A 24,956-nucleotide genomic window follows, 5' to 3' on the forward strand; every position below is an offset into this window, starting at 1 on the left:
GATCTTACGGCGGGGATTTGAAATCCAGTGTTTCGCGAAGAGCTGGATGCGCGCATTGATGGCAGGGCGCTCAGATTGGAAACTCTGAAAGGGAAGAGAATGAAGTTTCTACGTACGCCAGATACTCGGTTTGACGAGCTCTCAGATTACCCGTTTGCACCGAGTTACACGCAGGTGGATGACACCGAAGGCGGCCAGTTGCGGATGCATTATGTGGATGAAGGGCCAGCCGAGGCTGATCACGTACTGATGATGCATGGCGAGCCAAGCTGGTCCTACCTTTACCGCCACATGATTGCGGGATTCGTCGCGCAGGGACATCGCGCGGTTGCGCCAGACCTGATCGGATTCGGACGATCCGACAAACCAACTGAACGAAGTGACTACACTTATGAACGCCACGTGGCTTGGATGGGTGAGTGGCTGCGCAAGGTGGACCTGCGCAACATCACTCTGGTTTGCCAGGACTGGGGCGGGTTGATCGGGCTGCGGTTATGGGCAGAGATGCCCGACAGGTTCGCGCGTATCGTCATTGCCAACACGGCGCTGCCGACCGGCGATCAGCCAATGGGCGAGGCGTTCGAGAACTGGCGCAGGTTTAGCCAGGAGGTCCCGGTATTTCCGGCCGGTGGAATTCTAAAAGGTGGAACTGTATCGCCCCTGTCAGAAGACGTTATCGCGGCCTATGATGCACCTTTTCCAGATGAAAGCTACAAAGCCGGGGCGCGGCAGTTTCCCATGCTGGTGCCAGCGACGCCTGATGATCCGTCCTCGGGTCCGAACCGGCAGGCGTGGGAGGTGATCCGAGGGCTAAAGACGCCTGTCCTCACAGCTTTCGGGGCCGATGATCAGGTCATGGCGGGGATTGATTCTGTGTTCCAGAAAATGTGCCCGGGGGCTGTGGGGCAGCCTCATGTCATCTTGCCGAATGCGGGACATTTTTTGCAAGAAGACGTTGGTCCGGAACTGGTCAAGTTGACCTGCGATTTCATCGCGCGCACACCCCGATCCGACTAGGTTATTCTCGGATTTCGGCTGGGTCGACGCCCCAGAGGTTCGTTTTCTGTGCCCAGCCGCGATACCCGCCCGCAGAAATCTGGCACCAGTCCAGCGAACAACTTCCCAGGCGCGCCACAACGCCCGTTTCAAACTGTGCGCTGATCGGCGCGTTTGCATCGGGGCTTGTGTAAACGGTCAGCAATTCGGCGTCGACCAACACAGTTCGAACACCGGACAACAGGGCATAGTGGACCCATCCTCCTGCTCCGTCGCGGTCCTGAACTCTGCGCCAGTTTCCGTATTCTGCCGTTATCTGCAGTGGCATGCCGCGCCGTTTGAAAACCCAATCGATTCGGTGAGTCAGGGATGGGCCGCGGCGCACATTGCCCTCAGCAGCTTTCATCGAGACAAACCGTGGAAGGGGCAGGTTGGTGACTTGGCCACGCTTGTCCTGCGCGCTGGCAGCCAAGCCACCAAACACCGTCAGGAAAACAGCGAATGCCGCCGAAACAAGGCGTTTTACGGGTAGAAAACCACTCACTTACTGTCTGCTCTTGTGCCTGTTGATCTTGCTTCGAAAAAAGGTCGACTCAATGCCTATGGGGTTCTTGTGCCCCGCCTTATCCTGCGCCACGATGACATGGCGCGCAAAGGTTTGCAAAGCAGTGGGAGTGCAGAGGTGTCAAGAGAACGTCTGAGTGTTGTCGTTACGCGACGGTTGCCCGAGGCGGTTGAAACCCGGTTGAGCGAATTGTTCGATGTGCAATTGCGCGACGATGACAACCCGATGACCCGTGAAGAACTGGTGGAGGCCGTGAAAACCGCCGATGTTCTGGTGCCAACCGTAACCGATACGATCGACGGTGGCCTTTTGGGGCAGGCGGGTGAAAACCTGCGCTTGATCGCGAATTACGGGGCGGGGGTCGACAATATCGATGTCTCGACCGCGCGTCAGAGGGGCATTCTGGTGTCGAACACCCCGGGCGTGCTGACCGACGATACCGCTGATATGACCATGGCACTGATTCTCGCTGTGACCCGTCGAATTCCCGAGGGTCTGTCTGTCATGCAAAAAGGCGATTGGACCGGGTGGGCGCCGAATGCCTTGTTGGGCGGGCGTATCGGAGGGCGGCGTTTGGGCATTTTGGGCATGGGACGTATCGGTCAGGCCGTGGCCCGCCGTGCCTGTGCTTTTGGGATGCAGGTGCACTACCATAACCGCCGCAGACTTCGCCCCGAAACCGAGCAAGAGATGGAGGCGACCTATTGGGAAAGCCTCGATCAGATGGTGGCGCGGATGGATGTGATTTCGGTCCATTGCCCGTCGACACCGTCTACCTTCCATTTGATGAATGCGCGGCGGCTGAAATTGATGAAGCCGACAGCCGTTATCGTGAATACATCAAGGGGTGAGGTGATCGACGAAAACGCTCTGACACGTCGGATACGCTCGGGCGAAATCGCCGGCGCGGGCCTGGATGTCTATGAGCATGGGACGGATGTGAACCCAAGATTGCGACAGTTACCAAACGTTGTCCTGCTGCCTCACATGGGGTCGGCCACGTTAGAGGGTCGGATCGAAATGGGCGAGAAAGTTATTATAAATATCAAGACTTTCGAAGACGGTCACCGCCCACCGGATCAGGTGGTCCCCGCAATGCTTTGATCAGGTGTTTCCCGTGTTTTGATGCGGGCGGTGCCAAATTTTAACACGCATATTTTCAGGAGGATACGATGAAACGAAGTCTGATTTCGGGAGTGTTGCTGTCGGCGGTGGTGCTGGCAGGACCATTGACTGCTCAGGAAACGGCGGACGCCGTTGCGCCCGAAGGCGCGTCCGAGGGGCAGGTGCAAGGCCTGACCGAAGAGGTGATCGCTGCGCTTGAGGCCAAGATGGCAGGGCAGCCGGTCACATCTGAAAACTGGATGGTCACTGCCGCGAATCCATTGGCGGTTGAAGCTGGCGCAAAGGTTTTGCGCGCTGGCGGGTCGGCGGCTGATGCAATGGTCGCCGTTCAGGTTGTGCTGGGGCTTGTCGAACCACAATCCTCGGGCCTTGGTGGCGGCGCATTTCTGGTTTGGTATGACGCTGCATCGGGCAAGCTGACCACACTGGACGGGCGTGAAACGGCCCCGCTTGAGGCGAACCACAGGCTGTTCCACGACGAAAACGGCGAACCGCTGAAGTTCTTTGATGCAGTTGTCGGCGGATTGTCAGTGGGTACACCTGGGACACCGGCCTTGCTGGAAGAGGCGCACCGGCGATGGGGGCGCAGTCCGTGGCCAAGCCTGTTTACCGATGGCATCGCTCTGGCGGACGACGGTTTTCTGGTATCTCCGCGCCTTGCTGGCCTGGTCGAAAAGGATGCCGAACGCCTGTCGCGCTTTCCTGCAACCGCAGAATATTTCCTGCCCGATGGTAAGCCGCTTGAGCAGGGGCAACGCCTGACCAACCCGGCCTATGCCGAAACTCTGAGTATTTTGGCCGAGGAAGGCTCAGCCGGTTTCTACGGCGGTGAGATTGCCGCTGGCATCGTCAGCACCGTACGCAACGCCGAAGGTAACCCGGGCGTTCTGTCGGGAATTGATCTGGCGCTGTATCAGGTGATCGAGCGTGAACCAGTGTGCGCAACCTATCGCGCCTATGAGGTCTGCGGCATGGGCCCGCCATCGTCAGGCGCGCTGACTGTCGGTCAGATTCTGGGCATGCTGGACGGCTATGATCTGGCTGAAATGGGCCCCGAAGACACCAATGCATGGCGCCTGATCGGTGATGCCTCGCGTCTGGCTTTTGCCGACCGCGGTCGCTACATGGCCGATCATGATTTTGTTCCTATGCCAACGCAGGGACTGGTGGATCCTGCCTATCTGTCGGATCGCGGTGCACTGCTAAGCGGCGAAGCCGCCTTGACAGAGGTCGCGCCGGGAAATCCCGAGTTCGATCATGCGTCGAATTGGGCCGACGATGTCTCGATCGAATTACCCTCGACCTCGCATATCTCGATTGTTGATCAGTACGGAAACGTCCTGTCGATGACGACGACGATTGAGAACGGGTTCGGTTCACGACTGATGACAAACGGGTTTCTTCTAAACAACGAACTGACGGATTTCTCGTTCAAGACCCACAGTGACGGTGTGCCGATTGCCAACCGGTTGGAGCCGGGCAAACGCCCACGCTCGTCGATGAGCCCGACAATTGTTATGCAGGACGGCGCACCTGTTCTGGCCATCGGATCACCGGGCGGCAGCCGTATCATCGGCTATGTTGCCAAGTCGATCATCGCCTGGGCGGATTGGGACATGGATGTGCAGCAGGCCTTGTCACTGCCGCACCTCGTCAACCGTTTTGGCACCTATGACGTGGAAGAAGGAACCGCGGCCGAAGGGTTCTCGGACGCGTTGATTGAGCTGGGTTTTGAAGTGAACCCGCGCGATCTGACATCGGGCCTGCATGCGATTGAGATCGGGGACGTTCTGATCGGCGGTGCCGATCCACGTCGTGAAGGAATTGCGCTGGGCGAATAACCCGGCGTTTCAAAGGGGAAGACCATGGTGCAGGCAGTTGCTTTGCCGCGAAACGAAGTGGGGATCGAGGCAGCTGTCGGCATCCTGAAACAAAAGTTTGGTGACCGGTTGCAAACCGGTCAGGCAATCCGGGAACAACATGGTCACACGACCACCTGGATCGAAAACCAATCCCCGGATGCTGTGGTTTTTCCGCATTCCACGGAAGAGGTCTCCGAGATCGTCAAAACCTGCGCCACGCACAAGGTACCGGTGATTGCATTTGGTACGGGTACATCGTTGGAGGGTCACGTGAACGCCCCTGCTGGTGGTATCTCGGTTGACCTGACCCAGATGAACAAGGTGCTGGCTGTGAACCCGAGTGATCTGGATTGCGTCGTACAGCCGGGTGTGACGCGCGAAGACCTGAATACCCATTTGCGGGATCAGGGCCTGTTCTTTCCGATCGACCCCGGCGCGAATGCCTCGTTGGGTGGAATGGCGGCGACGCGGGCGTCCGGGACCAACGCGGTTCGCTATGGCACGATGAAGGACAATGTCCTCAGTCTTGAGGCGGTCATGCCGGATGGGCAGATCATCCGAACCGGGCACCGGGCCAAGAAATCCTCGGCCGGTTATGACCTGACCCGACTGCTGATCGGGGCCGAAGGGACGTTGGGCATCATCACCGAGCTTACCTTGCGCCTGCAGGGCATCCCCGAGGCGATCACCTCTGCCCGTTGTTCATTCCCATCGGTGGATGCGGCCTGTCAGGCTGTCATGATGACGATCCAGTACGGTGTTCCGGTGGCGCGGATTGAGCTGCTGGATGAAATGTCGGTCAAGGCTGCCAATGCCTATTCCGGGCTGAGCCTGCCGGAAACGCCATTGCTCTTGCTCGAGTTCCACGGCTCGGAAAACGGTGCGGTCGAGCAGTCCGAAACCTTCAACCAGATCGCGGAAGAGTTCGGTGGCACCGATTTCGCGGCGACCTCAACGACTGAGGAACGCAATAAACTCTGGCAGGCCCGGCATGATATGTACTGGGCTTCCTTGCAACTGCGTCCGGGCGCCCGGGGAATCTCCACCGATGTCTGCGTCCCGATCTCGCGTTTGGCAGAGTGCGTCACAGCGACTCAGGACAAAGCGCGTGAGCTAGGGCTTATGGCCCCCGTGGTTGGGCATGTCGGGGATGGAAACTTTCATTCCTTACTACTAATCGACATGGAAAACGCGGACGAGGTCAACAAAGCCGACGATTTCGTCGGGTGGCTGAATGATCTGGCCATTTCAATGGAGGGCACATGCACGGGCGAACATGGGATCGGACAGGGCAAACAACCCTATCTGGTCAAAGAGCTTGGGCCAGCCGTCACGTATATGACTGCCATCAAAAAGGCTCTGGACCCCAATAACATCATGAACCCCGGAAAGATCCTGTCGAACACATAGAAACGGCGCAACCTTGGGAATTCCGCCTCAAAGCCACAAGGGCGCCCAATTCTGCGGCTATCAATTGCGAAAATGAGCAGCAATTGAATTTGAGGTCATAATGGGCGCGCTAAGGTTCATTGGGTTTGCGTTGATAGTAGGTCTGGTCGTTGCGGGCTTAGATTATTTTCAACAGGACAAAAAATCTGACGGTACGCTTTCGCTTAGCGGATATGTTGAAACTATCTCGGCTCGGTTCGATCAAAGCCAAAAAGAGCGGGAAGTGAAACAAGCGGCGCGAGAACGTCAAAAGCTATGGGATGCCGGTGCAAAGTCCTTTCTTCCGAACCCCCCAGAGGGTTGGGCACAATTTGCCCTGACCGAGTCTGACATCAAGGCAGTTTCCAGAGTTCTTTCAGAGTTTGGGCCGGTGCCCCTTATCAGTTCGATCAGCGGGCCAGCCGAATTGCTACAGCTCAACGCTGCCGGCAAAGATGGCGCGCTTCGAAAGCTGGATGAGACAGGCACTGTTTACGCAAAAGAAGGTGAACTGATCTGGCTTGATATCACCCTCAAACCACAAGCGGCGCGAAACACTTTGGCCGGATTGGCGCTGAGCGCGCAGGACGCGTTTCTGGATGGGATGAAGGCCGAACAAGGCTATGCGGTGATCGACGGCGTCGCCTTCATCGAAACAACCGGAAATCTACTGGATGATACCAAAAAGACCAACCATCGCGCGTTCACAGGCCGTATCGGCTTTGATCAAGAAGTTGTAATCCGCCTTCATGCAGATGCCAGCGATGCGACGATCCGAGAGTTTCTTGGCTTGGTAGATTACGCAGGCCTGAACGCAATGTTGCCGCATCCAGCGCTGGTTGTTGGAAAGGGAATCGAGGTCCCTCTGACCCGGCAGCCCGAGATCGCGGATGAAATGCACGATCTTTATGAAACGATGCAAATAGCGCAGCTAAGGTTGGGTCAGGAAAAGCTGGAAAATCTGGATGCGGCCGCTTTGGTGGCGAACACGCTAAGCAGTTCGGGCTTCAACTCTGAAGGCGTCATGGACATCACCAACGGCGAAGTCTTCGAAAATCAGGAGCTGTCGCAATTATCTTACATTCGCACCCAGAACTTGCTGCTTGAATCTGCGCTGAGCGAGGTGGAAACCGAAGTGGCCAGCACAGGTGGTATCGGCGGGTTCATTAAGGGATTGATGGGCAAAGTGGCCCACGCCGACGCAAAAGCGGATGAACCCCAGCCTCAGGTTGCTCCATCGGGTGAGGTCAAAGTCAGGAAGGGTGGTTTGGGCAAATCATCCTGTGCAACGTTGGGCAGTAGCAAACGGTGCTCTGTCGGGGGCAACTGAAACCGTTCACCTGAAAAATCGACGCTCTGCGCCGTGCACGGGTCGTTTTCTTTATATCACTGGTCGGATGAATGTCGCGCCGGGGCATTCAAATGCGCCATATGGTGTCAACTGAATTCAAGGGGAGACGCCCGGTAATGAAAACCCAAGTCAAAGCACTGGTTGTTGGCGGCGGTGCCGTCGGCACTTCGATTGCATATCACCTGGCCAAGGCAGGCTGGGACGATGTGATGCTGGTCGAACGGGATGAGCTGACCTCAGGGTCCACATGGCACGCTGCGGGGCTGTTGCCGCTGTTCAACATGTCCTATGCGACGACACACATCCACAAGTACTCGGTCGACTTCTACAAGCAGCTTGAGGAAGAAACCGGTTTGAACGCGGGCTTTGCCGTAGTTGGCAATCTGCGCATGGCACAGACGCAAGAGCGCATGGATGAATACATGCTCTATGCGTCGACGGCTGAGACTTGTGATGTCGCATATGAATGGCTGACCCCTGATCAAATCAAGGAACGCTGGCCACTGATCGAGACTTCAGATCTGAAGGGTGCGATCTATCACACCGAAGACGGTTATATTAACCCCGCTGACGTAACGCAGGCGATGGCCAAGGGCGCCCGTCAGCGCGGTGTCGACATCGTGCGCAAAATGCAGGCCGATGCCTTCCATTGGAACGGCACTCACTGGGAAGTCACCTGCACCAAAATGGTCGAGAAGGGCGGTAACCTCATCCCGTCTGACGAGCAAGTTGTGATTACCGCCGAGCATGTCGTGACCGCATCGGGCAACCACGCGCAGCGCACGGCCAAGATGCTGGGCATCAAGATGCCCGCGATCCCAGTCGAGCATACCTTTATCGTCATGGACAAAGACCCTGAGCTGGTCAAATGGCGTGAAGCGGGCAACCCCGAACACCCAGTTGTCCGTGATGCCGACAACGAATCTTATGCACGCGAGGAACGCGGCGGATGGATACTTGGCATCTATGAACATGGCGCGCCGGCGCAGTTCGAACATGGTGTACCGGACAGCTTCCGTGCTGATCTGTTCCCGCTCGATCTCGACCGAATTGCAGACCAGTATATGGCAATGGCCGAGCGCGTGCCGTCCTGTGCCGAATCCGGCCTGAAAGACGATTTTAACGGCCCGATCTGCTACACGCCCGACGGCAACCCGCTGGTTGGTCCCGCGCCTGGCTTGCGCAACATGTGGCTGGCCGAGGGATTTTCGTTCGGTATCACCGCCGCAGGCGGCACCGGCTATTATCTGGCGCAGATGATGGTCGACGGCGAAGCCGAGATCGACATGGCTTCGCTGGACCCCAAACGTTACTCGTCGAACTGGATGACCACCGAGTTTGCGGCACGCAAGAATGAAGAGTGCTATGAGCACGTCTATATCCTGCACCACCCCGATGAAGAACGCGCTGCCTGCCGCCCGCTGCGGACTGTTCCGGCCTATGACCGTCAGAAAGCGCGTGGCGCACAGTTTGGCTGGGTTAACGGCTGGGAGCGTCCGAACTATTTCGGTCCGCTGGATGCACCCGAAAACTTCGACCATGATGCCCGCTCGTTCCGCCGCGGCGGCTGGTGGCAGCATGCCGTTGACGAAGCCAAGGCGATCCGCGAAGGCGTTGGCCTGATCGACGCATCGGCCTTCACAAAGCATGTCGTCAAAGGCCCCGGTGCGACCCAGTTCCTGGATTGGTTCACCTGCAACAAGCTGCCCAAGGTCGGTCGTATCAACCTGACTTACGCACTGACCTCGCACGGTACCACCCGCACCGAATACACCATCGTCCGTAACGGCGAGAACAACTACTACATTGTCTCTGCCGGGGCCTGGACTGAGTACGACGCCGATTACCTGCGCAAGGCGGCCGAGGACAAGATGGAGGAGTTCGGTTACATCGAGATCCAGGACGTGACCACTCAGTGGGGCGTTTTTGCCATCGCCGGACCCAAATCGCGGGACGTTCTGAAAGAGGTCATCAAAGACGCCGATCCGGAAACCGCACTGTCCAACAAGCGCTTCCCATGGCTGTCGGCCCGTCAGATCGAACTGGGCATGTGCCCGGTCAACGCGATCCGCGTGGCCTATACCGGTGAGCTGGGTTGGGAACTTCACCACCCGATCGAGATGCAGAACTACCTGTTCGACCTGCTGGAAAAAGCTGGTGAGAAACACGGTATGAAGCTGGTCGGTGCCCGCGCCCAGAACTGGCTGCGTCAGGAGAAATCCTATCGCGCCTTCGGCACCGAGCTGGGCCGCGACGCGACCCCGCTGGAAGCCGACCTGCCGCGCTTTGTCGACCTGTCCAAGGACTTCTATGGCAAGGCCAAGCTGGAAGAGACTGGCGTACGCGTGAAATGCTGCACCCTGCTGATCGACGGACCGGAGGATGCCGATCCGTGGGGCCGTGAAGTGCTGTATACGCCGGAAGGTGAACGCGTCGGTCGTCTGACCTCGGGCGGTTATTCGGTGGCCTTCGAGAAATCCATCGGCATGGGCTATGTGAAGCCCGATCTGGCGGTCGAAGGCACCAAGCTGAAGGTCAAGCTTCAGGACAAATTGTGGGATGCGGTCGTAACATGCGACAGCCCCTATGATCCGAAAAACGAAACCATCCGCAAGGACGGCTGACTAAGCAAAGGCCCCGGAGATCTCCGGGGCCTTTCTTCATACTGATAGCTCGTCAAAGCATTCCAACGCCTTGGCCGCGTACATCATCGACGGTCCTCCGCCCATTTGAATGGCCATGGCCAGAACGTCTGACACTTCTTCGCGGCTTGCTCCGGCATTGATCAGAGCTTCGGTGTGTAGCGTTATGCAAGGTTCGCAGCGGGCAGCGATGGACATACCCAAAGCGATCAGCTCTTTGGTTTTGTAATCCAGCGAACCGCCTTCTTTGACGGTTTTTCCCAGCGCACCGAAGGCACGGGCGGTATCAGGGATTGCAGCGTTGAGGTTGCGCAGATTGTTGCGCGTATCCGAGAGCTTGTCTTGCCAGTTCATTTGTGGGCTTCCTTTAAACATATCACCTTGTGAATATGTTTATGGAAGCTGCCTGACTTTGATCTTGATCAGACTGCAGGTCTTTCAGCGACAAATGCCAGGTTGTTTGCCGGCATTTCAACAGCACCAATTAAACTCAGTTGAACTCGACGCAGCAGGCCCAGAATGTCGGCGTCATCCTTGTATCCGATGTCCGGGTCTTGTTGGCTCAACGCAGCATGAAAGTTCTGGTCTCCGTTACTGGTCAACTGGCCGGAGCGCATGAATGGCCCGTAGAGGATTAGCCGACCGCCCGGGTTCAGAGCCAGCGCGGCCTCGGTCACCAAGGCTTCCACCTCCGACCAGCTGATCAGATGCAGCAAGTTGATCAAGAGGATCAGGTCATTTGCCCCGTGAACAGAATGCCAACCGGGTTGGACCGCATCGAGCTCTATCGCCGGGGCTATGTTTTCTACGCCTTCGGCATACGCGTCGATTGAAGCGCGTCGTTCAGGTTCAACCTCACTGGGTTGCCAATCCAGACCGGGCAGTCGAATTGCAAAAGCCACGACGTGCTGCCCTGTACCACTGGCCAGTTCCAGCGCGCGACCGGACACAGGGGCGAACTGAGCCAGCAAATCACACAGCGCGTCGGCATTCCTGCTGGCCGCCGGAGCGACCAATTTTTGCCCATCGGATACCGTCGCCACGCTGGCATTTGCGGGAAGTTTGCGTTTCGTCATCCACGTAACCTTTCTGGCCTTAGGGCGGAAACGCTCGCCGCCTCCAATTCTGAACGAGCACCAGTCGTCAAATCTGCCACCAGCTGTGAGGCCGCCGGTGCCGTTTGAAATCCATAACCACCTTGCGCTGCCGACCAGATAAACGTGGGTTCGGCAGGGTCGGGTCCTAAGACCAGCGTACCATCCGGCGCAAAGCTGCGAAGCCCGGCCCAGTTCGCCTCGACCCTTGTGACCGACTCGGTCACCATCGCTTCGTACCGCGCCAGACCCTCGGCCAACACCATGTCGTCCGCATAGGCATCATGGGGAAAGGTCGGATCAGCCTCGCAAGGGGAAACGATCAGCTTTCCGGCATCCGGTTTCGCATACCAGCCTTCGCCAGCGCCCAACATCAAAGGCCAACCGGTCACGTCATGACCGGCAGGGGCGGGAATACGGGCCACAGATCGCCGGCGCGGTTCTATGCCGATCGGTGTAACGCCAGCCATCATGGCGATCTCATCCACCCACGCGCCTGCGGCATTCACAAGGGCTCGGGCCTCGAAGGTTTCTGCCGCTTCGACAAGCCAGTGTCGGGCTTTGATGATGCCGTTGACCTTCTGACGGGTCAGAACCAAGCCACCGTTGGCCCGGATCACACGTGCGAAATCTTGCATCATCCGGTCGGTATCAATGTCAAAAGCAACGTTGCTGGCGGCGGCAAACCCAACAGTCTGTGGATTCAGTATCGGAACCCGCGAAATGGCCTCGTCAACCGAGATTTCTGACAGACGAAGGTCAGCCTGATCCTGAAAAAACTCATCTCGTTGATCATGCCCGGCAATCAGCATCAACCCGCGTGGCGACAGATAGCCGTTCGATCTGAGGTAAGCTTCGCTCGCTGCATTCAGGGTCTTGACGGAAGGTGGTCCATACCCCTTTTCAAACAACGCCGCTGACCGGCCAGAGGTGTGATATCCCAGCGCGTCTTCGCCTTCGAGCACGACGACATGACCATGTTCGGACAAACGCGCGCCCGCGCTTAATCCGGCGATGCCGCCACCGATGACCAAGAAATCGATCATGTTAGAAACTCCGCCCTGGGATCACCCCAAAACGGGTGGATTTGAGATCTGCTTTTATTCATGCGCAAAGCTTCGCATGCGTAACACTATTGGAAAAGAGGCGTAATTTCCGCAATGTAAACTTGAACCATAGAGATTGGCCTGTCTTTAGTGCGGCCAACATCGGAATCGGAGAAAAACGTGACACCGGCAGAGCTACACCCAATGGCCACGGGGCATATCCCCTCTTACGTCACGCAGGCGGATGGCAGTGACTTTTTGCTAACCTTCATGTTTATTTTTACCGTTCTGGTGATCGTGCTGATTGGCGTTGGCTATTTCACCCTGCATTCGATCCCTGAAAAAATCGCGCATGAATCAAATCACCCTCAGTTTCAGCTCGTAGGGATCCTGGCACTGTTGGCGCTATTCACCCATAACGGCTTGTTCTGGGTGGCGGCCATACTGGTGGCTGGCTTCCAGTTCCCGGATGTAGCGGCTCCCTTGCGGGCAATTGCGGACGCGATTCGATCGCTGGGTAATAAAAGCACTGATAACCCCGCCGCCGCAGCCCCTTCGCAGACCACCGCACAGCAGGAGCAGTAAAAAATGCTTGAGACACTGATGTGCGCGCTGGTCACTGTGCTGCCCGATTACCTGTTTCGTCGCTACGTACAGGGCAAACGCATAGGTCACGAAATCACGCTGTTCACCATGTGGTATGAACTGCGCTGGGGCCTGACCACCTGTGCCATTCTTGCGCTGACGGTGATCACCACGCTGTTCTACTTCCATCCTGCAAGCAAAACGGCGGCGTCATATTTCCGCACGGTCACGATCCTTCCACAGCTCGGCGGTCGCGTGTCCGAGGTTTATGTCACCAATAACCAGCAGGTCACTGCGGGCCAGCCGATTTTCCGGATCGAAGATTTCGCTCAAACCGCACAGGTTGAGGCCGCGCATGCGCAGATCGCGCAAGTTCAGGCCTCACTGAAAGTGGCAGAGACTGATCTGGCCGAGGCCGACGCAGGCATCGCAGGCGCGCGTGCTGCATTGGATCAATCGCTTGAGGACTTGGAGCGTAACACCACCTTGCGGGACGAAGGCTCAAGCGCTGTGCGACTGGCCGAGATTGACCGGCTGGAAAACCTTGTTGCCGAGCGTGAGGCGCAGCTTACTGCGTCCCAATCCCGCCGTGCCGCTGTGGTGCAGCAGATCGAAGAACTGATCCCGGCCCAACTGGCCAGCGCCAACGCGCAACTTGATGCGGCTCTGACCGAGTTGGACAAGACAGTCGTAAGCGCAGGTGTGACGGGCCGGGTTGAACAATTCGGCCTGCAGGTGGGCGACTATGTCAGTCCTTTGCTGCGGCCTGCGGGCATTCTGGTTCCGTCAAGCTCGGGCCATAACCGGTTTCAGGCTGCATTCAACCAGATGGCCGCTCAGGTCATCAAGCCGGGCATGATCGGAGAGCTGGGCTGCATGACTAAACCCTTCACTGTCATTCCGATGGTTGTGGTCGAGGTGCAGGATGTCATCCCGTCCGGCCAGATACGCCCCACGGATGAGCTGCGCGATGTTCAGACCAACAAGATGCCCGGCTCGATTTTGGTCTATATGGAGCCGCTGTACAAAGACATGGCCGATGACATACCGCCCGGCAGCAACTGTCTGGCCAATGTCTATACCGATAACCATGAACGGCTTGAGCATGAAGATCTGGGCTTCTGGCACGCCGCTGCCTTGCATGTGATCGACACAATCGGTGTTGTTCATGCTGCCGGCTTGCGCTTGCGTCTGATCCTCATGCCCGTGAATACGTTGGTTTTGACGGGGCATTGATCCATTCAAGCGCTTTGATTTCAAACCCGGTCTGCGTGAGGCTTAAACCGCTGGGCGGTCGGGTTTGTTATCTGAGGCGAGGGACGTGTAGGCAAACGCAAGAACGCAGGCAGCGAACGCCGCAACGAAACAGAAAACCAGAGTGAACGAGCCGGTTATGGCGAATACCGAACTGCCAAGGGCCATCCCGACCGTACCGCCCAGCAGCTGAAATGTCATCGAGATGCCACTTGCCTGTCCGTGCAGAGCTTGCGGTACCGTTGACATGATGGCCCGCCTTGGGGGGACAAACAGAAATGGCACGCAGCATCCCCAGAGGAAGTAGCCGACATAGATCAGCGCGGCGACGTCTAAGTGCATTCCCAGTGCGACAATAAGTATGGCGATCGTACCCAGCGCTGTACCTGTCAGAGAAGGGCCGCGAGAGCCAAATTTGTCAGCAAGTTTCCCCGCCATCGGGGCAATGAAGATCTGCGGAAAAGCAATCGGCAACAGGGCGACACCAGCAGTCAGCGGTGAAAACCCGAGCTTTGATTGAAAGTAGGATGCACCGAACACGAACAGAGTAATCTTGCCGAATTGTGCGGTGAACAGGATCATGTTTGAAGCAGCAAACCCGGGGCCGGCAAAAAGGGAGATGGCAATCAGAGGCGATGTTGCCCTCTGTTCGACGCGGACAAATAGCACCAGAAACACAAGACCCACTGACAGGGCCATAAGAACTTCGGGCTGTGCCCAGCCTCTGTCCGGGCCCTCCATGACACCGAACACAATAGCCGCCAACCCCGTCACCAGTAGAATTAGGCCTTTCAGGTCGAACTCGCGCTCCCGTTGGTGCGGCGGATCCCGCCAGAAAACCCATGCGACCAGAGCGACCACAAGCACGATTGGGGGGTTGACCCAGAAGATCCAGCGCCAAGACAGATATTCGGTCAGAACGCCTCCAACCAGCGGACCCATTGACAGGAATACTGTCCCGATCCCGCCATATAAACCCAGTGCCAGCCCGCGTTCCTTTTCGTCAAAAGACTGGATCAGAACCACTAGCGACAGCGGGAAAATCAGTGCTGCACCGATGCCCTGTGCGGCGCGTGCTGTCAGAAGTTCAAATCCGCTTTCGGCAAACCCTCCCAGTGCAGAGGACAAGCCGAATATCAATAAACCCGCACTGAGCAAAAGCCGAATGCCCAGTACATCGCCCAATCGTCCTGCTGCGCCCGCAAAACAAGCCAGCACCAGCAGATAGATATTCACCACCCAATGCGCTTCAAGCAGAGACAGGCCAAGCTCATTGCGGATGGTTGGAAGCGCGACGCTGACGACCGTTTCGTCCAGCAGAATAACACCCAAGATGGCACCCATCGCGCCGAGTATCCACCAGCGGCTGTGGTCTTGCGCTTTGATCTCCATGGGATTTTTACGTTTCGTGTTGAGACAGGTAAAGCATTAACCCCATCAGGTCCGTCGTGTCTGCAATCGTCAAGACAGTATTTAGTTAAGGCTAGGCGAGGTGCTCCCATAGACACGAAAAAGGGCCAGCCAAATGGCCAGCCCCTCAACGTGTTCGTGTAAAGGTTTACTGCGGAATTTCGCCTTCCAAACCTTCAACATAGAAGTTCATACCTGCCAGTGTACCGTCATCGGCGGTTTCGCCTTCAGCCAGCCAGTCGCTACCGTCCTGCTTTTTCAGCGGACCGGTGAAGGGGTGGTATTCACCCGCGGCCATGGCGGCTTTCATCGCCAGTGCTTCTTCTTTGATGTCGGCTGGAACGGCGTCCGAGATCTCACCGATCTCAACCATGCCTTCCTTGATGCCGTCCCATGTGTTCACGGTTTCCCACGACCCATCCATGACCGCTTGGGTGCGTGCGATGTAGTAGGGCGCCCAGTTGTCGATGATCGACGATACGCGCGGCTTGGGGGCATATTCGCTCATGTCCGAGGCCTGACCGAAGGTGATCACGTTGCCTGCCTCTTGCGCAGCTGCCTGCGGCGCCGTCGAGTCGGTGTGTTGAAGGATCACGTCCGCGCCCTGTTCGATCAGAACGGAAGCAGCGTCAGCCTCTTTCGCCGGGTCGAACCAAGTGTAGGCCCAGATGATCTTGAACTCGACATCCGGGTTCACCTTTTTGGCGTGGATGTAGGCCGAGTTGATGCCGCGGATCACTTCGGGGATCGGGTAGGACCCGATGTAGCCGATGATGTTCGACTCGGTCATTTTACCCGCGATGTGGCCCTGAACGGCGCGGCCTTCGTAGAAGCGGGCCGAATAGACGGACACGTTTGGGGCGGTTTTGTAGCCGGTCGCGTGCTCGAACTTCACATTCGGGAATTTCTTGGCCACGTTGATGGTCGGGTCCATATACCCGAACGAGGTGGTAAAGATCAGGTCAGCACCCTCCAGTGCCATCTGGGTCATCACACGTTCCGCGTCCGGGCCTTCGGGAACGGATTCAACAAACACGGTCTCGACTTTGTCGCCGAATTCTTTCTCAACCGCCAGACGGCCTTTGTCGTGTTCATAGGTCCAGCCGCCGTCGCCCACCGGGCCGACATAGACAAAGCCTACTTTTGTTTTGTCCTGTGCGACCGCGCCGGTCGCCAGACCCAGCACCATCGCGGCGCTGGCAAGAAGTGAAGTGAATTTCATGTGGTTACTCCCCAAGTTGGTTCAATTGGCCCCGTCTAGTGCGAGGCGTGGAAGGTCCGGCCCAGTGAGGCAGGTGCGCTGCTCTTGTCGGCCGAAAGGATCACAAGCACAAGGATCGTGATGATGTAGGGCGACATTGCCAGATACTCGACTGGGATGGCAACGCCCGCTGCCTGCAGATTAAGCTGCAACACCGTGATTCCGCCAAACAAATAAGCACCCAGCAATGCACGCCATGGTTTCCAGCTGGCAAAGACCACCAGCGCAAGAGCGATCCATCCAACACCGGCGGTCATGCCCTCGGTCCACTGCGGAACGCGGATCAGGCTGATATAGGCTCCACCGAGGCCAGCGCAGGCGCCACCGAACAAGATCGCCAGGATGCGGATCTTGATAACCTTGTAGCCCAGGGCGTGTGCGGCGTCGTGGTTTTCACCCACTGCGCGCAGGATCAGACCGACACGAGTGTATTTCAACGTGGCCCAGACGGCTGCGGTCAGAGCAATACCGACATACAGGATCGGGTCATGCTGGAACAGGATTGGGCCGATCACCGGTATGTCGCTGATCAGAGGGATGTGAATGTCCCCCATGCTGGGCGGCTTGATACCCACATAACTTTGCCCAAGCAGAGCGCTGAAACCGAGGCCGAACAGCGTCAGGGCAAGGCCACTGGCGACCTGATTGGCAAGCGCGACCTGTGTCAGGAGGACAAACAGCAGCGACAGCACCGCGCCACCAATGGCAGCCGCAATAAAGCCCAGCCAGGGTGAGCCTGTCTCGACCGAGATCGCAAATCCGCTGATTGCGCCAACGATCATCATGCCTTCGACGCCAAGGTTAAGAACACCGGCTTTCTCGACGACCAGCTCTCCGATCGCGGCCAGTAGCAAGGGGGTTGCAGCGACCATTAATGATGCCACCAGAAGGACTGGGTTGATTGCTGAAAGGTCCATGATTCAGGCTACCTCGCTACGGGCCGCACGGATGCGGTAGTTGGTCAAAAGGTCGAAGGCGAGCAGGAAGAACAGCAACATTCCCTGAAACACCTGAATGGCGGCCGCAGGCAGGCCCAGTTGAGACTGTGCGATCTCGCCGCCGATATAGGTCAGTGCCATCAGGCCACCGGCCAGCAAGATGCCCAGCGGGTGCAAGCGTCCCAAGAAGGCCACGATGATCGCGGTAAAACCATACCCCACATTGAAATCGATGCTGACCACGCCGGCGGGACCGGACACTTCGAACATGCCCGCCAATCCGGCCAAAGCACCTGCCATACCGAGGCAAAACAGGATCAACCGTGCGGGGTTCACACCGGCGAACTTTGCCGCGCGGGGTGCTTCTCCGGTCAGTCGAATGTGAAAACCCAGCATGTGCCGGTTCAGCAGGACATAGGCGAAGATCACCGCAATAAAGGCCGCAACAACACCCAAGTGCATACCCGATCCCGCGATCAGCTCGGCGTTATGTGCGCTGTCGTAAGCTTGTAAATTGCGTGAACCGGGAAAACCGTGGCCCTCCGGGTTTTTCAGCAACCCCAGCGAAACAGAGGCCAGAAACTGCTCGGCCACATAGACCAGCATCAGTGAGACAAGGATTTCATTGGTACCAAAGCGCACCTTCAGGAAGGCCGGAATCATTGCCCATATCCAACCGCCAAATGCACCGGCGATCACCATGATCGGGAAGACATACCAGGCATCCAGCGGATAAAAGGCCAGACCTGTACCTGCGCCAAAGATAGCGCCCATGATGTATTGGCCTTCGGCTCCGATATTCCAAATGCCGGCACGGAAACCCAAAGACAGACCAATTGCGATCAGAACTAGCGGAGCACCTTTCACCAGCAATTGCGGGCGATAGTAGAACGAGAATTCACCGAACAAAGGCTCCCAAAAGATGGTGCCAATGGCTTGGATCGGGTTCTTGCCCAGAATGGCGAACAGGATGCCGCCGAAAACCATGGTTGCCAGCACGGCCACCAATGGGGTCGCGTAAGACCACGCTTTGGACGGCTGCGGCCGTTTCTCCAACACAATCATCCGCTCATTCCCCTGTTTTCACTTCTTTTTTGATATGTCTTAGACATGGGCCACCTCCATGCCATGCGCGCCGCCCATCATCAGGCCAATTTCGTCGACCGTCAGACCTGTGGTCGTGCGTGGAGCGCTAAGCCGGCCTTCATTGAGCGCCGCAAAGCTGTCCGAGATTTCCATCAGCTCATCCAGATCCTGAGATATGCAGATGACCGCTGTGCCTTTTGCCGCCAAATCCAGAATGGCTTGGCGAATGGACGCCGCGGCGGCTGCATCCACGCCCCATGTTGGTTGGTTCACAACAAGCACGTCAGGGTTTTGCAGGACCTCGCGTCCTATGACGAATTTCTGCAGGTTACCGCCTGACAAGGATCGCGCAGCGTTTTCAGGTCCGGGCGTGCGGACGTCAAAAGCACTAATGATCTTTTCCGCGAAGCTCTTGGTTTCTGCCCATTTGAGGAACCCGTTGTTCTCAAGTCCTTCCCGGACCGAACCAGTCAGCAACGCGTTTTCAGTCAGGCTCATGTCAGGGGCGGCCGCATGTCCCAACCGCTCTTCCGGAGCGGTCAGAATACCCAGCTTGCGACGTGCGGTCGGTCCCAATTTTCCAATCGGCTGGCCGTTGAACTTAATCGCGTCGGGCGCTGTGATGATCTCACCTGACAGAACGCCCAGCAATTCGTCCTGTCCGTTGCCAGCGACACCGCCGACGCCCAGAACCTCGCCTTTACGGACGGTCATGTGGACATTCTTCAACGCAGTACCGAATTCGGATGGTGATGGAACCGACAAACCGCTGACATCCAGGGCGACCTCACCGAACTCACGCCCCGAACGCTCGGGCGTTTGCAGGGTCGAACCCACCATCATCTCGGCCATGTCGCGCGCTGAGGTCTCAGCGGGAATGCATTCGCCGACATTCTTACCCAAACGCAGGATCGTGGCGTGGTCGCACAGCGTGCGGATTTCTTCCAGCTTATGCGAGATATACAGGATCGAGGTACCCTCGGACCGTAATTTGTTCAGCGTTTCAAACAGAATATCGACTTCCTGAGGTGTCAGAACCGATGTCGGCTCGTCCATGATCAGAAGCTTGGGGTCCTGCAGCAGACAGCGGATGATTTCGACCCGCTGACGCTCACCCGCGGACAGATCACCGACAGTGCGATAAGGATCCAGTGGCAGACCGTAAGTTTCCGAAACTTCGCGAATACGCGCAGCCAGATCGCCCATGGCTGGTGGATTCTCCATCCCCAAAGCGATGTTCTCGGCCACGTTCAAAGCGTCGAACAACGAGAAGTGCTGAAACACCATCGCAATCCCATCAGCCCGTGCGGCGCGGGGTTCGGGTGGCGCGAAGGCTTGTCCGCGCAGCAGCATGGTTCCGCTGTCGGGCTTCACCAGACCGTAGATCATTTTGACCAACGTGGATTTGCCGGCGCCGTTTTCGCCAAGCAAGGCGTGTACCTCACCCTCACCGATGTCAAAGGACACCTGATCATTGGCCACGACGCCGGGATAGGCTTTAGTCAGCCCTTGTAAGCTTAGAAGTGGAGTGGTCACGCGCTCAGGTCCTTCTTTATTTCGTTTTGCTGGGCAGGGCGCAGGATCTGCGCCGCGACACCAACTGCGATCATCTGCGGGTGTTTGCCCAAGGCTGGATCTCCGATTGGGCAGGTGATCCGGCCAATCCGCTCGGGCGCATGTCCCAAAGCGGCCAGCCGGGATCGGAACCGCGCCCATTTCGTAGCCGAGCCAATCAGGCCCGCAAAGCGGAAATCATGCAAAAGCAACCTGTTGCACAGTTCCAGGTCCAGATTGTGTGAATAAGTAAGCACTAGGTGCTCGGCATCACGCGGCGCATGGCGAACCAGCTCGGCCGGTTTGCTTGCCGGAACCGTAGTAACGCCGTTGGGTACTTCACTCGGAAAACGCTCTGGTCCGGTATCGACCCATGTGATCGACAGATCGGGCAACGGTGACAGGACATCGACCAGAGCCCGGCCAACGTGACCAGCACCCCATATCCACAGATTGCGCGCCGGTTCGTGAACTGGCTCGACCATCCAGCCGTCGGTCAACTGCGGTTGGGGCGCGACGCCCTGACCGCGGGCCCGCGACAACAGACGCTTGACCGACAGCGGCATCTCACCACCCGAAGCCGAGCGCGCAATGACTGCATCATCCAGTCGGTCGACGGCCTCAAGGTCATAGATTTCACTCAGCAGAGTTACTGCACCGCCACAACACTGGCCCATATCCGGGCCAAGCGCGTGGTGCGTTTGGCGCATGAGCGCTAATTGGGATCGGGCTGCTTCAGCCGCCTGATACTCCAACGTGCCACCGCCGATTGTGCCCGACTGCCCGTTCTCCCAAACAAGCATTGCAGCGCCAACTTCACGGGGGGATGACCCCTTGATCCCGGCGATGACCACCCGGGTCACCTTGCCGTGGGTTTTGACCGCCTCCCTCAAAGCCTCTCGATCAAATCCCATCAGGTCTCTCCCTTTACCCGCTGGACACCCTTCCAGACTTCTTCAGCCGTGGCGGGTGCATCAAGTGCCGGGTAGCTGCCCCCGCAGGCCGCCACCGCATTCGACAGGGCAAGCCACGCGGAAATACCCAGCATGAAGGGCGGCTCTCCGACCGCTTTTGAGCGATAGATCGTGTCCTCGCGGTTTTCACCGCTCCAGAGCGCGACATTGAAAACGTCAGGCCGATCCGAGCAAGCGGGAATCTTGTAGGTCGACGGCGCATGCGTGCGCAGGTTCCCTTTGCCATCCCAAACCAGCTCTTCGGTTGTCAGCCAACCGGCACCCTGTACGTATGCGCCTTCGACCTGCCCAATATCCAGCGCCGGGTTCAGCGACGCGCCTGCATCATGCAGGATATCCGTCCGCAAAATGCGGTTCTCGCCAGTCAGTGTATCGATCGCGACTTCGGTGATCGACGCGCCGTAGGCGAAATAAAAGAACGGACGCCCCCGGCCTTTGATCCGGTCCCACTCGATCTTGGGTGTCTTATAGAACCCGGTCGCAGACAGGCTGACCCGGCCCTGATAAACCAGCGCAGCTGCTTCTGAGAATGTATAGCGCTCTTCGCCAACTGAGACGTAGCCATCCGAAAACGTCACCGTTGAGGGATCGGCCTGATGTCTGTGCGCCAGATAGTCAGCCATCCGGTCGCGGATCGTGTCGCAGGCCGCTTTGACCGCCATACCGTTCAGGTCACTGCCCGAGGACGCGGCCGTGGCAGATGTGTTAGGCACTTTAGCTGTATCTGTTGCGGTGATTTTCACCATCTCCAACGGAATACCAAAGCGGGACGCGGCCACTTGCGCTACCTTTTGGAACAGACCTTGCCCCATCTCGGTACCGCCGTGGTTCAGGTGGACCGAGCCGTCCTGATACACATGCACCAACGCACCCGCCTGGTTCAGGTGGGTCAGCGTAAACGAAATGCCGAACTTGACCGGAGAAAAGCCGATGCCCTTCTTGATCACGCTGTTCTCGGCGTTCCACTTCTCAATGGCAGCCTTGCGTGCGGTGTAGTCGCTGGATTGTAGCAACTTGGCGGTCATGCCGTGCAATTCGAAATCGCTGACCTCCATCCCGTACGGCGTGGTATTGCCGCCTGCGGGCAACGGACGCACTGGCGCGTCGCCCATTTCCACTGCACCTCGGCTGGTCAGGTCTTCGTGCGGGTCAGAGTGGCCCAGCGGTTTGTCAGCGACCACGGGATCCGCAACAATATGCGCCGGCTCATAGTAGTTCCGGCGACGCAATTCGACCGGGTCCATTCCCAGCTCATACGCGGCGTGATCCATCACGCGTTCGATCCCGACCATACCCTGAGGTCCGCCGAACCCGCGATAGGCGGTGGCGGATTGAGTGTTAGTCTTCAGCCGGTGGCTTTCGATCCGGGCATTCGGCAACAGATAGGCATTGTCCGAATGCAACATCGCACGGTCCGCGACGGGCAGGGACAGGTCCTGTGCCCAACCACAAATCGCATGATGCAGGAAGGAAACGCCTTGGATGTGACCGTTCTCATCAAACCCGGCCTTATACGCAATCCGGAACGCGTGGCGCTTGCCGGTGATGATCATGTCATCATCGCGATCATAGCGCATCTTGCAGGCCTTGCCGGTTGCACGTGCAGCCACAGCGCAGGAAACGGCCAACGCGTTGCCCTGACTTTCCTTGCCGCCAAAGCCGCCGCCCATACGGCGCGTTTCAACGCGAACCGCGTGCATTGGAACACCCAGAGCGTCCGCTACTTTGTGCTGAATCTCGGTCGGGTGCTGGGTCGAGCTATGCACCAACATATCCGCGCCCTCATTGGGCACGGCCAGTGCGGCTTGACCTTCCAGATAGAAATGCTCCTGACCGCCAAGTTCAAACCCACCTTCGATCACATGCGCCGAACCCGCAATGGCAGCATCCGCATCGCCCTTGGCGTAGATGCGCGGGCCGTCCTCGAACCGGCTGTCCGCGGCAAGCGCCTCTTCAACCGTCAGGATCGGGGTTTCTTCGGCATAACCGATCTGGCCCAAACGCGCCGCTTTCCGCGCGGCAATGTGGCTGGTCGCGATAACGAGGAAAACGGGTTGCCCGATATAGTGAACCGTACCATCAGACAGCAGAGGTTCATCATGGATCGACGGTGAGACGTCATTGGCAAACGGCAGATCGTCGGCCGTCATCGCCAGAATGACACCTTCGGCCGCCTTCACCGCCGACAGGTCCATCGTGATGATCTTACCCTTGGCAATCGGGCTGATGCCAAAAGCCAGATGCAACGACCCTTTGGGCGTCGGAATGTCATCCACATACCGTGCGGTTCCCGCGACATGCAATGGCGCCGCGTCATGGGGGAGGGGTTTGGTCACGCTCATGCGGACACCTCCAATACATTTGTCACTTCGCCCTGATCCTCAAGGAAATATCGTTCGAGCAGCGCTTTGGCGGTCTGCAGCCGATAGTTGGCCGATGCGCGCATGTCCGTCATCGGAGTGAAATCACTGTCGAAGGCCGGAATGGCGGACTGAACAGTCTCATGCGTCCATGGCTTGCCAACCAGCGCGGCTTCGACATTTGAAGCCCGTTTTGGAGTGCCAGCCATACCACCAAAGGCAATACGCGCATCAGCAACCATTCCGTCCGAAACAGTGATGTTGAAACACCCACATACGGCCGAGATATCCTGATCGAACCGTTTGCTGAGTTTGTAGGCCTTCAAACGATCCGCCTGACGCGGAAAACTTACTGATTCGACAAATTCGCCAGGTGACCGGTCTTGTTTGCCGTAGTCGATAAAGAAGTCCTCCAATGCGACCGAGCGACGTTCGTCGCCCTTGCGCAGATCTAGCGTCGCGCCCAAGGCGATCAGTGCGGGCGGATTATCTCCGATGGGCGAGCCGTTTGCGATATTTCCGCCCACGGTGGCCGCGTGCCGCACCTGAACGCTGGCGTAACGGCGGATCATCTCGGCGTAAGACGGATGCAGGTCCGCCAGTGCTTCGCCCATCCGGTTCATATCGACCATCGCGCCGAACCGAACCTCGTCCTCCGTGATCGTGATCTCTTTCAGATCATCGCAGCGGTTCAGAAAAATCACTGGGTCGAGATCACGCAGTTGCTTGGTCACCCAAAGCCCAACGTCCGTCGCGCCGGCGACCAGGGTGGCGTCCGGGTGTTCCGCATAGATTTTGGCCAATTCATCCGAAGACTCCGGCAACATCTGCGATGTAACCCGCGTCGCGACTGGCTTGTCTTTCACCCAAACCGGCACCGGAACTTCTTCGGCAGCCTTGGCGGCGCGAATGATCGGCGCGTAGCCGGTGCAGCGGCACAGGTTGCCAGCAAGCTGCGTGTCATGATCCTTTGCGCCATTTGCATGACTTGCCACCATCGACATAACGAAACCGGGGGTACAGAAGCCACATTGCGAGCCGTGCAGATCCACCATCGCCTGCTGGGCTGGGTGCGCCTCGCCGTTGGGGCCACTGGCGCCTTCGACCGTGCGAACCGCCTTACCATGCAGTTGAGGCAGAAACAGGATGCAGGAATTCAGCGCCTTGTGGCCACCTTCATCCGTCACCATGACAGTGCATGCCCCGCAATCGCCTTCGTTGCAGCCTTCTTTGGTGCCGGTCAGGCCGCGATCCTCACGCAGCCAATCCAGCAGGGTCGCTGTCGGATTGACATCCGCCAGTTCCACTGTCTCTCCGTTCAGAAGAAACGTGATATTCATTCGAGAAACCCGTCGCCTTACCCGGTTGCGCCCTTGCGTGCCCCCCTTCGATGCGACGTAGAAAGAGTAGCGGGCGGATAGCTTG

At 57.8% G+C, this 24,956-nt stretch carries 20 protein-coding genes; 8 read left to right on the forward strand and 12 right to left on the reverse strand.

The window, feature by feature from the left end:
- Positions 1 to 99 precede the first annotated feature (99 nt).
- Positions 100 to 1,017, forward strand: a complete 918-nt coding sequence (locus AC2FJF_RS11560; protein WP_496725536.1) for a haloalkane dehalogenase — start codon at positions 100 to 102, stop codon at positions 1,015 to 1,017.
- A 1-nt stretch (position 1,018) separates the two neighbouring features.
- Here the strand turns inward: AC2FJF_RS11560 and AC2FJF_RS11565 are convergent, their stop codons facing one another.
- Positions 1,019 to 1,540, reverse strand: a complete 522-nt coding sequence (locus AC2FJF_RS11565) for an SH3 domain-containing protein (RefSeq protein ID WP_496725537.1) — start codon at positions 1,538 to 1,540, stop codon at positions 1,019 to 1,021.
- Positions 1,541 to 1,678: 138 nt separating this feature from the next.
- On the opposite strand from AC2FJF_RS11565, the gene AC2FJF_RS11570 reads away from it, so the two are divergent.
- From AC2FJF_RS11570 to AC2FJF_RS11590, 5 genes are all read left to right on the forward strand, one after another.
- On the forward strand, positions 1,679 to 2,665 hold the full coding sequence (locus AC2FJF_RS11570) for a 2-hydroxyacid dehydrogenase (protein ID WP_496725538.1): 987 nt from the start codon (positions 1,679 to 1,681) through the stop codon (positions 2,663 to 2,665).
- Between the two features lie 68 nt (positions 2,666 to 2,733).
- Positions 2,734 to 4,527 carry a gamma-glutamyltransferase gene (gene ggt / locus AC2FJF_RS11575; RefSeq protein WP_496725539.1) on the forward strand — a complete coding sequence of 598 codons (1,794 nt, stop codon included), beginning with the start codon at positions 2,734 to 2,736 and terminating at the stop codon, positions 4,525 to 4,527.
- A gap of 24 nt (positions 4,528 to 4,551) precedes the next feature.
- Positions 4,552 to 5,958, forward strand: coding sequence for an FAD-binding oxidoreductase (locus AC2FJF_RS11580; RefSeq protein WP_496725540.1), 1,407 nt, complete (start codon positions 4,552 to 4,554; stop codon positions 5,956 to 5,958).
- A 100-nt stretch (positions 5,959 to 6,058) separates the two neighbouring features.
- Positions 6,059 to 7,306 carry a hypothetical protein gene (locus tag AC2FJF_RS11585; protein WP_496725541.1) on the forward strand — a complete coding sequence of 416 codons (1,248 nt, stop codon included), beginning with the start codon at positions 6,059 to 6,061 and terminating at the stop codon, positions 7,304 to 7,306.
- A gap of 137 nt (positions 7,307 to 7,443) precedes the next feature.
- Positions 7,444 to 9,951, forward strand: coding sequence for a GcvT family protein (locus AC2FJF_RS11590; RefSeq protein ID WP_108859216.1), 2,508 nt, complete (start codon positions 7,444 to 7,446; stop codon positions 9,949 to 9,951).
- Positions 9,952 to 9,987: 36 nt separating this feature from the next.
- Here AC2FJF_RS11590 and AC2FJF_RS11595 read toward each other — a convergent pair whose 3' ends face one another.
- The 3 genes from AC2FJF_RS11595 to AC2FJF_RS11605 form a co-directional block, all read right to left on the reverse strand.
- Positions 9,988 to 10,323, reverse strand: coding sequence for a carboxymuconolactone decarboxylase family protein (locus tag AC2FJF_RS11595; protein WP_058275472.1), 336 nt, complete (start codon positions 10,321 to 10,323; stop codon positions 9,988 to 9,990).
- A 68-nt stretch (positions 10,324 to 10,391) separates the two neighbouring features.
- Positions 10,392 to 11,045: a DUF938 domain-containing protein gene (locus tag AC2FJF_RS11600; RefSeq protein ID WP_496725542.1), complete on the reverse strand. Its 654-nt coding sequence runs from the start codon at positions 11,043 to 11,045 to the stop codon at positions 10,392 to 10,394.
- Positions 11,042 to 12,109: an NAD(P)/FAD-dependent oxidoreductase gene (locus AC2FJF_RS11605; protein ID WP_496725543.1), complete on the reverse strand. Its 1,068-nt coding sequence runs from the start codon at positions 12,107 to 12,109 to the stop codon at positions 11,042 to 11,044. The genes AC2FJF_RS11600 and AC2FJF_RS11605 overlap by 4 nt, the downstream gene beginning before the upstream one ends.
- A 204-nt stretch (positions 12,110 to 12,313) precedes the next feature.
- Here AC2FJF_RS11605 and AC2FJF_RS11610 point away from each other — a divergent pair, with 204 nt between their 5' ends.
- Positions 12,314 to 12,694 (forward strand): hypothetical protein, encoded by a 381-nt coding sequence (locus AC2FJF_RS11610; RefSeq protein WP_496725544.1) that lies wholly within the window; start codon positions 12,314 to 12,316, stop codon positions 12,692 to 12,694.
- Positions 12,695 to 12,697: 3 nt separating this feature from the next.
- The gene (locus AC2FJF_RS11615; RefSeq protein ID WP_496725545.1) at positions 12,698 to 13,930 is read left to right on the forward strand and encodes an HlyD family secretion protein; all 1,233 of its coding nucleotides are present in this window, start codon (positions 12,698 to 12,700) and stop codon (positions 13,928 to 13,930) included.
- Positions 13,931 to 13,972: 42 nt separating this feature from the next.
- On the opposite strand, the gene AC2FJF_RS11620 is transcribed toward AC2FJF_RS11615, so the two are convergent.
- The 8 genes from AC2FJF_RS11620 to xdhA all read right to left on the reverse strand — a co-directional run bounded on the left by AC2FJF_RS11620 (position 13,973) and on the right by xdhA (position 24,871).
- Entirely contained in the window at positions 13,973 to 15,340 is a 1,368-nt protein-coding gene (locus AC2FJF_RS11620) for an MFS transporter (RefSeq protein WP_496725546.1), read from the reverse strand.
- 166 nt (positions 15,341 to 15,506) lie between these two features.
- Positions 15,507 to 16,580 carry a BMP family ABC transporter substrate-binding protein gene (locus tag AC2FJF_RS11625; protein WP_496725547.1) on the reverse strand — a complete coding sequence of 358 codons (1,074 nt, stop codon included), beginning with the start codon at positions 16,578 to 16,580 and terminating at the stop codon, positions 15,507 to 15,509.
- Between the two features lie 35 nt (positions 16,581 to 16,615).
- On the reverse strand, positions 16,616 to 17,536 hold the full coding sequence (locus tag AC2FJF_RS11630) for an ABC transporter permease (protein WP_496725548.1): 921 nt from the start codon (positions 17,534 to 17,536) through the stop codon (positions 16,616 to 16,618).
- Between the two features lie 3 nt (positions 17,537 to 17,539).
- Positions 17,540 to 18,622, reverse strand: coding sequence for an ABC transporter permease (locus AC2FJF_RS11635; protein ID WP_496725549.1), 1,083 nt, complete (start codon positions 18,620 to 18,622; stop codon positions 17,540 to 17,542).
- A gap of 39 nt (positions 18,623 to 18,661) precedes the next feature.
- Positions 18,662 to 20,179 carry an ABC transporter ATP-binding protein gene (locus AC2FJF_RS11640; RefSeq protein WP_496725550.1) on the reverse strand — a complete coding sequence of 506 codons (1,518 nt, stop codon included), beginning with the start codon at positions 20,177 to 20,179 and terminating at the stop codon, positions 18,662 to 18,664.
- Entirely contained in the window at positions 20,176 to 21,111 is a 936-nt protein-coding gene (xdhC, locus tag AC2FJF_RS11645; protein WP_496725551.1) for a xanthine dehydrogenase accessory protein XdhC, read from the reverse strand. The genes AC2FJF_RS11640 and xdhC overlap by 4 nt, the downstream gene beginning before the upstream one ends.
- Positions 21,111 to 23,513, reverse strand: coding sequence for a xanthine dehydrogenase molybdopterin binding subunit (xdhB, locus tag AC2FJF_RS11650; RefSeq protein ID WP_496725552.1), 2,403 nt, complete (start codon positions 23,511 to 23,513; stop codon positions 21,111 to 21,113). The genes xdhC and xdhB overlap by 1 nt, the downstream gene beginning before the upstream one ends.
- Positions 23,510 to 24,871: a xanthine dehydrogenase small subunit gene (gene xdhA, locus AC2FJF_RS11655; protein WP_496725553.1), complete on the reverse strand. Its 1,362-nt coding sequence runs from the start codon at positions 24,869 to 24,871 to the stop codon at positions 23,510 to 23,512. Before xdhA ends, xdhB begins: the two co-directional genes overlap by 4 nt.
- Positions 24,872 to 24,956 lie beyond the last annotated feature (85 nt).

Source organism: Ruegeria sp. CDSB013 (genome assembly GCF_059611165.1).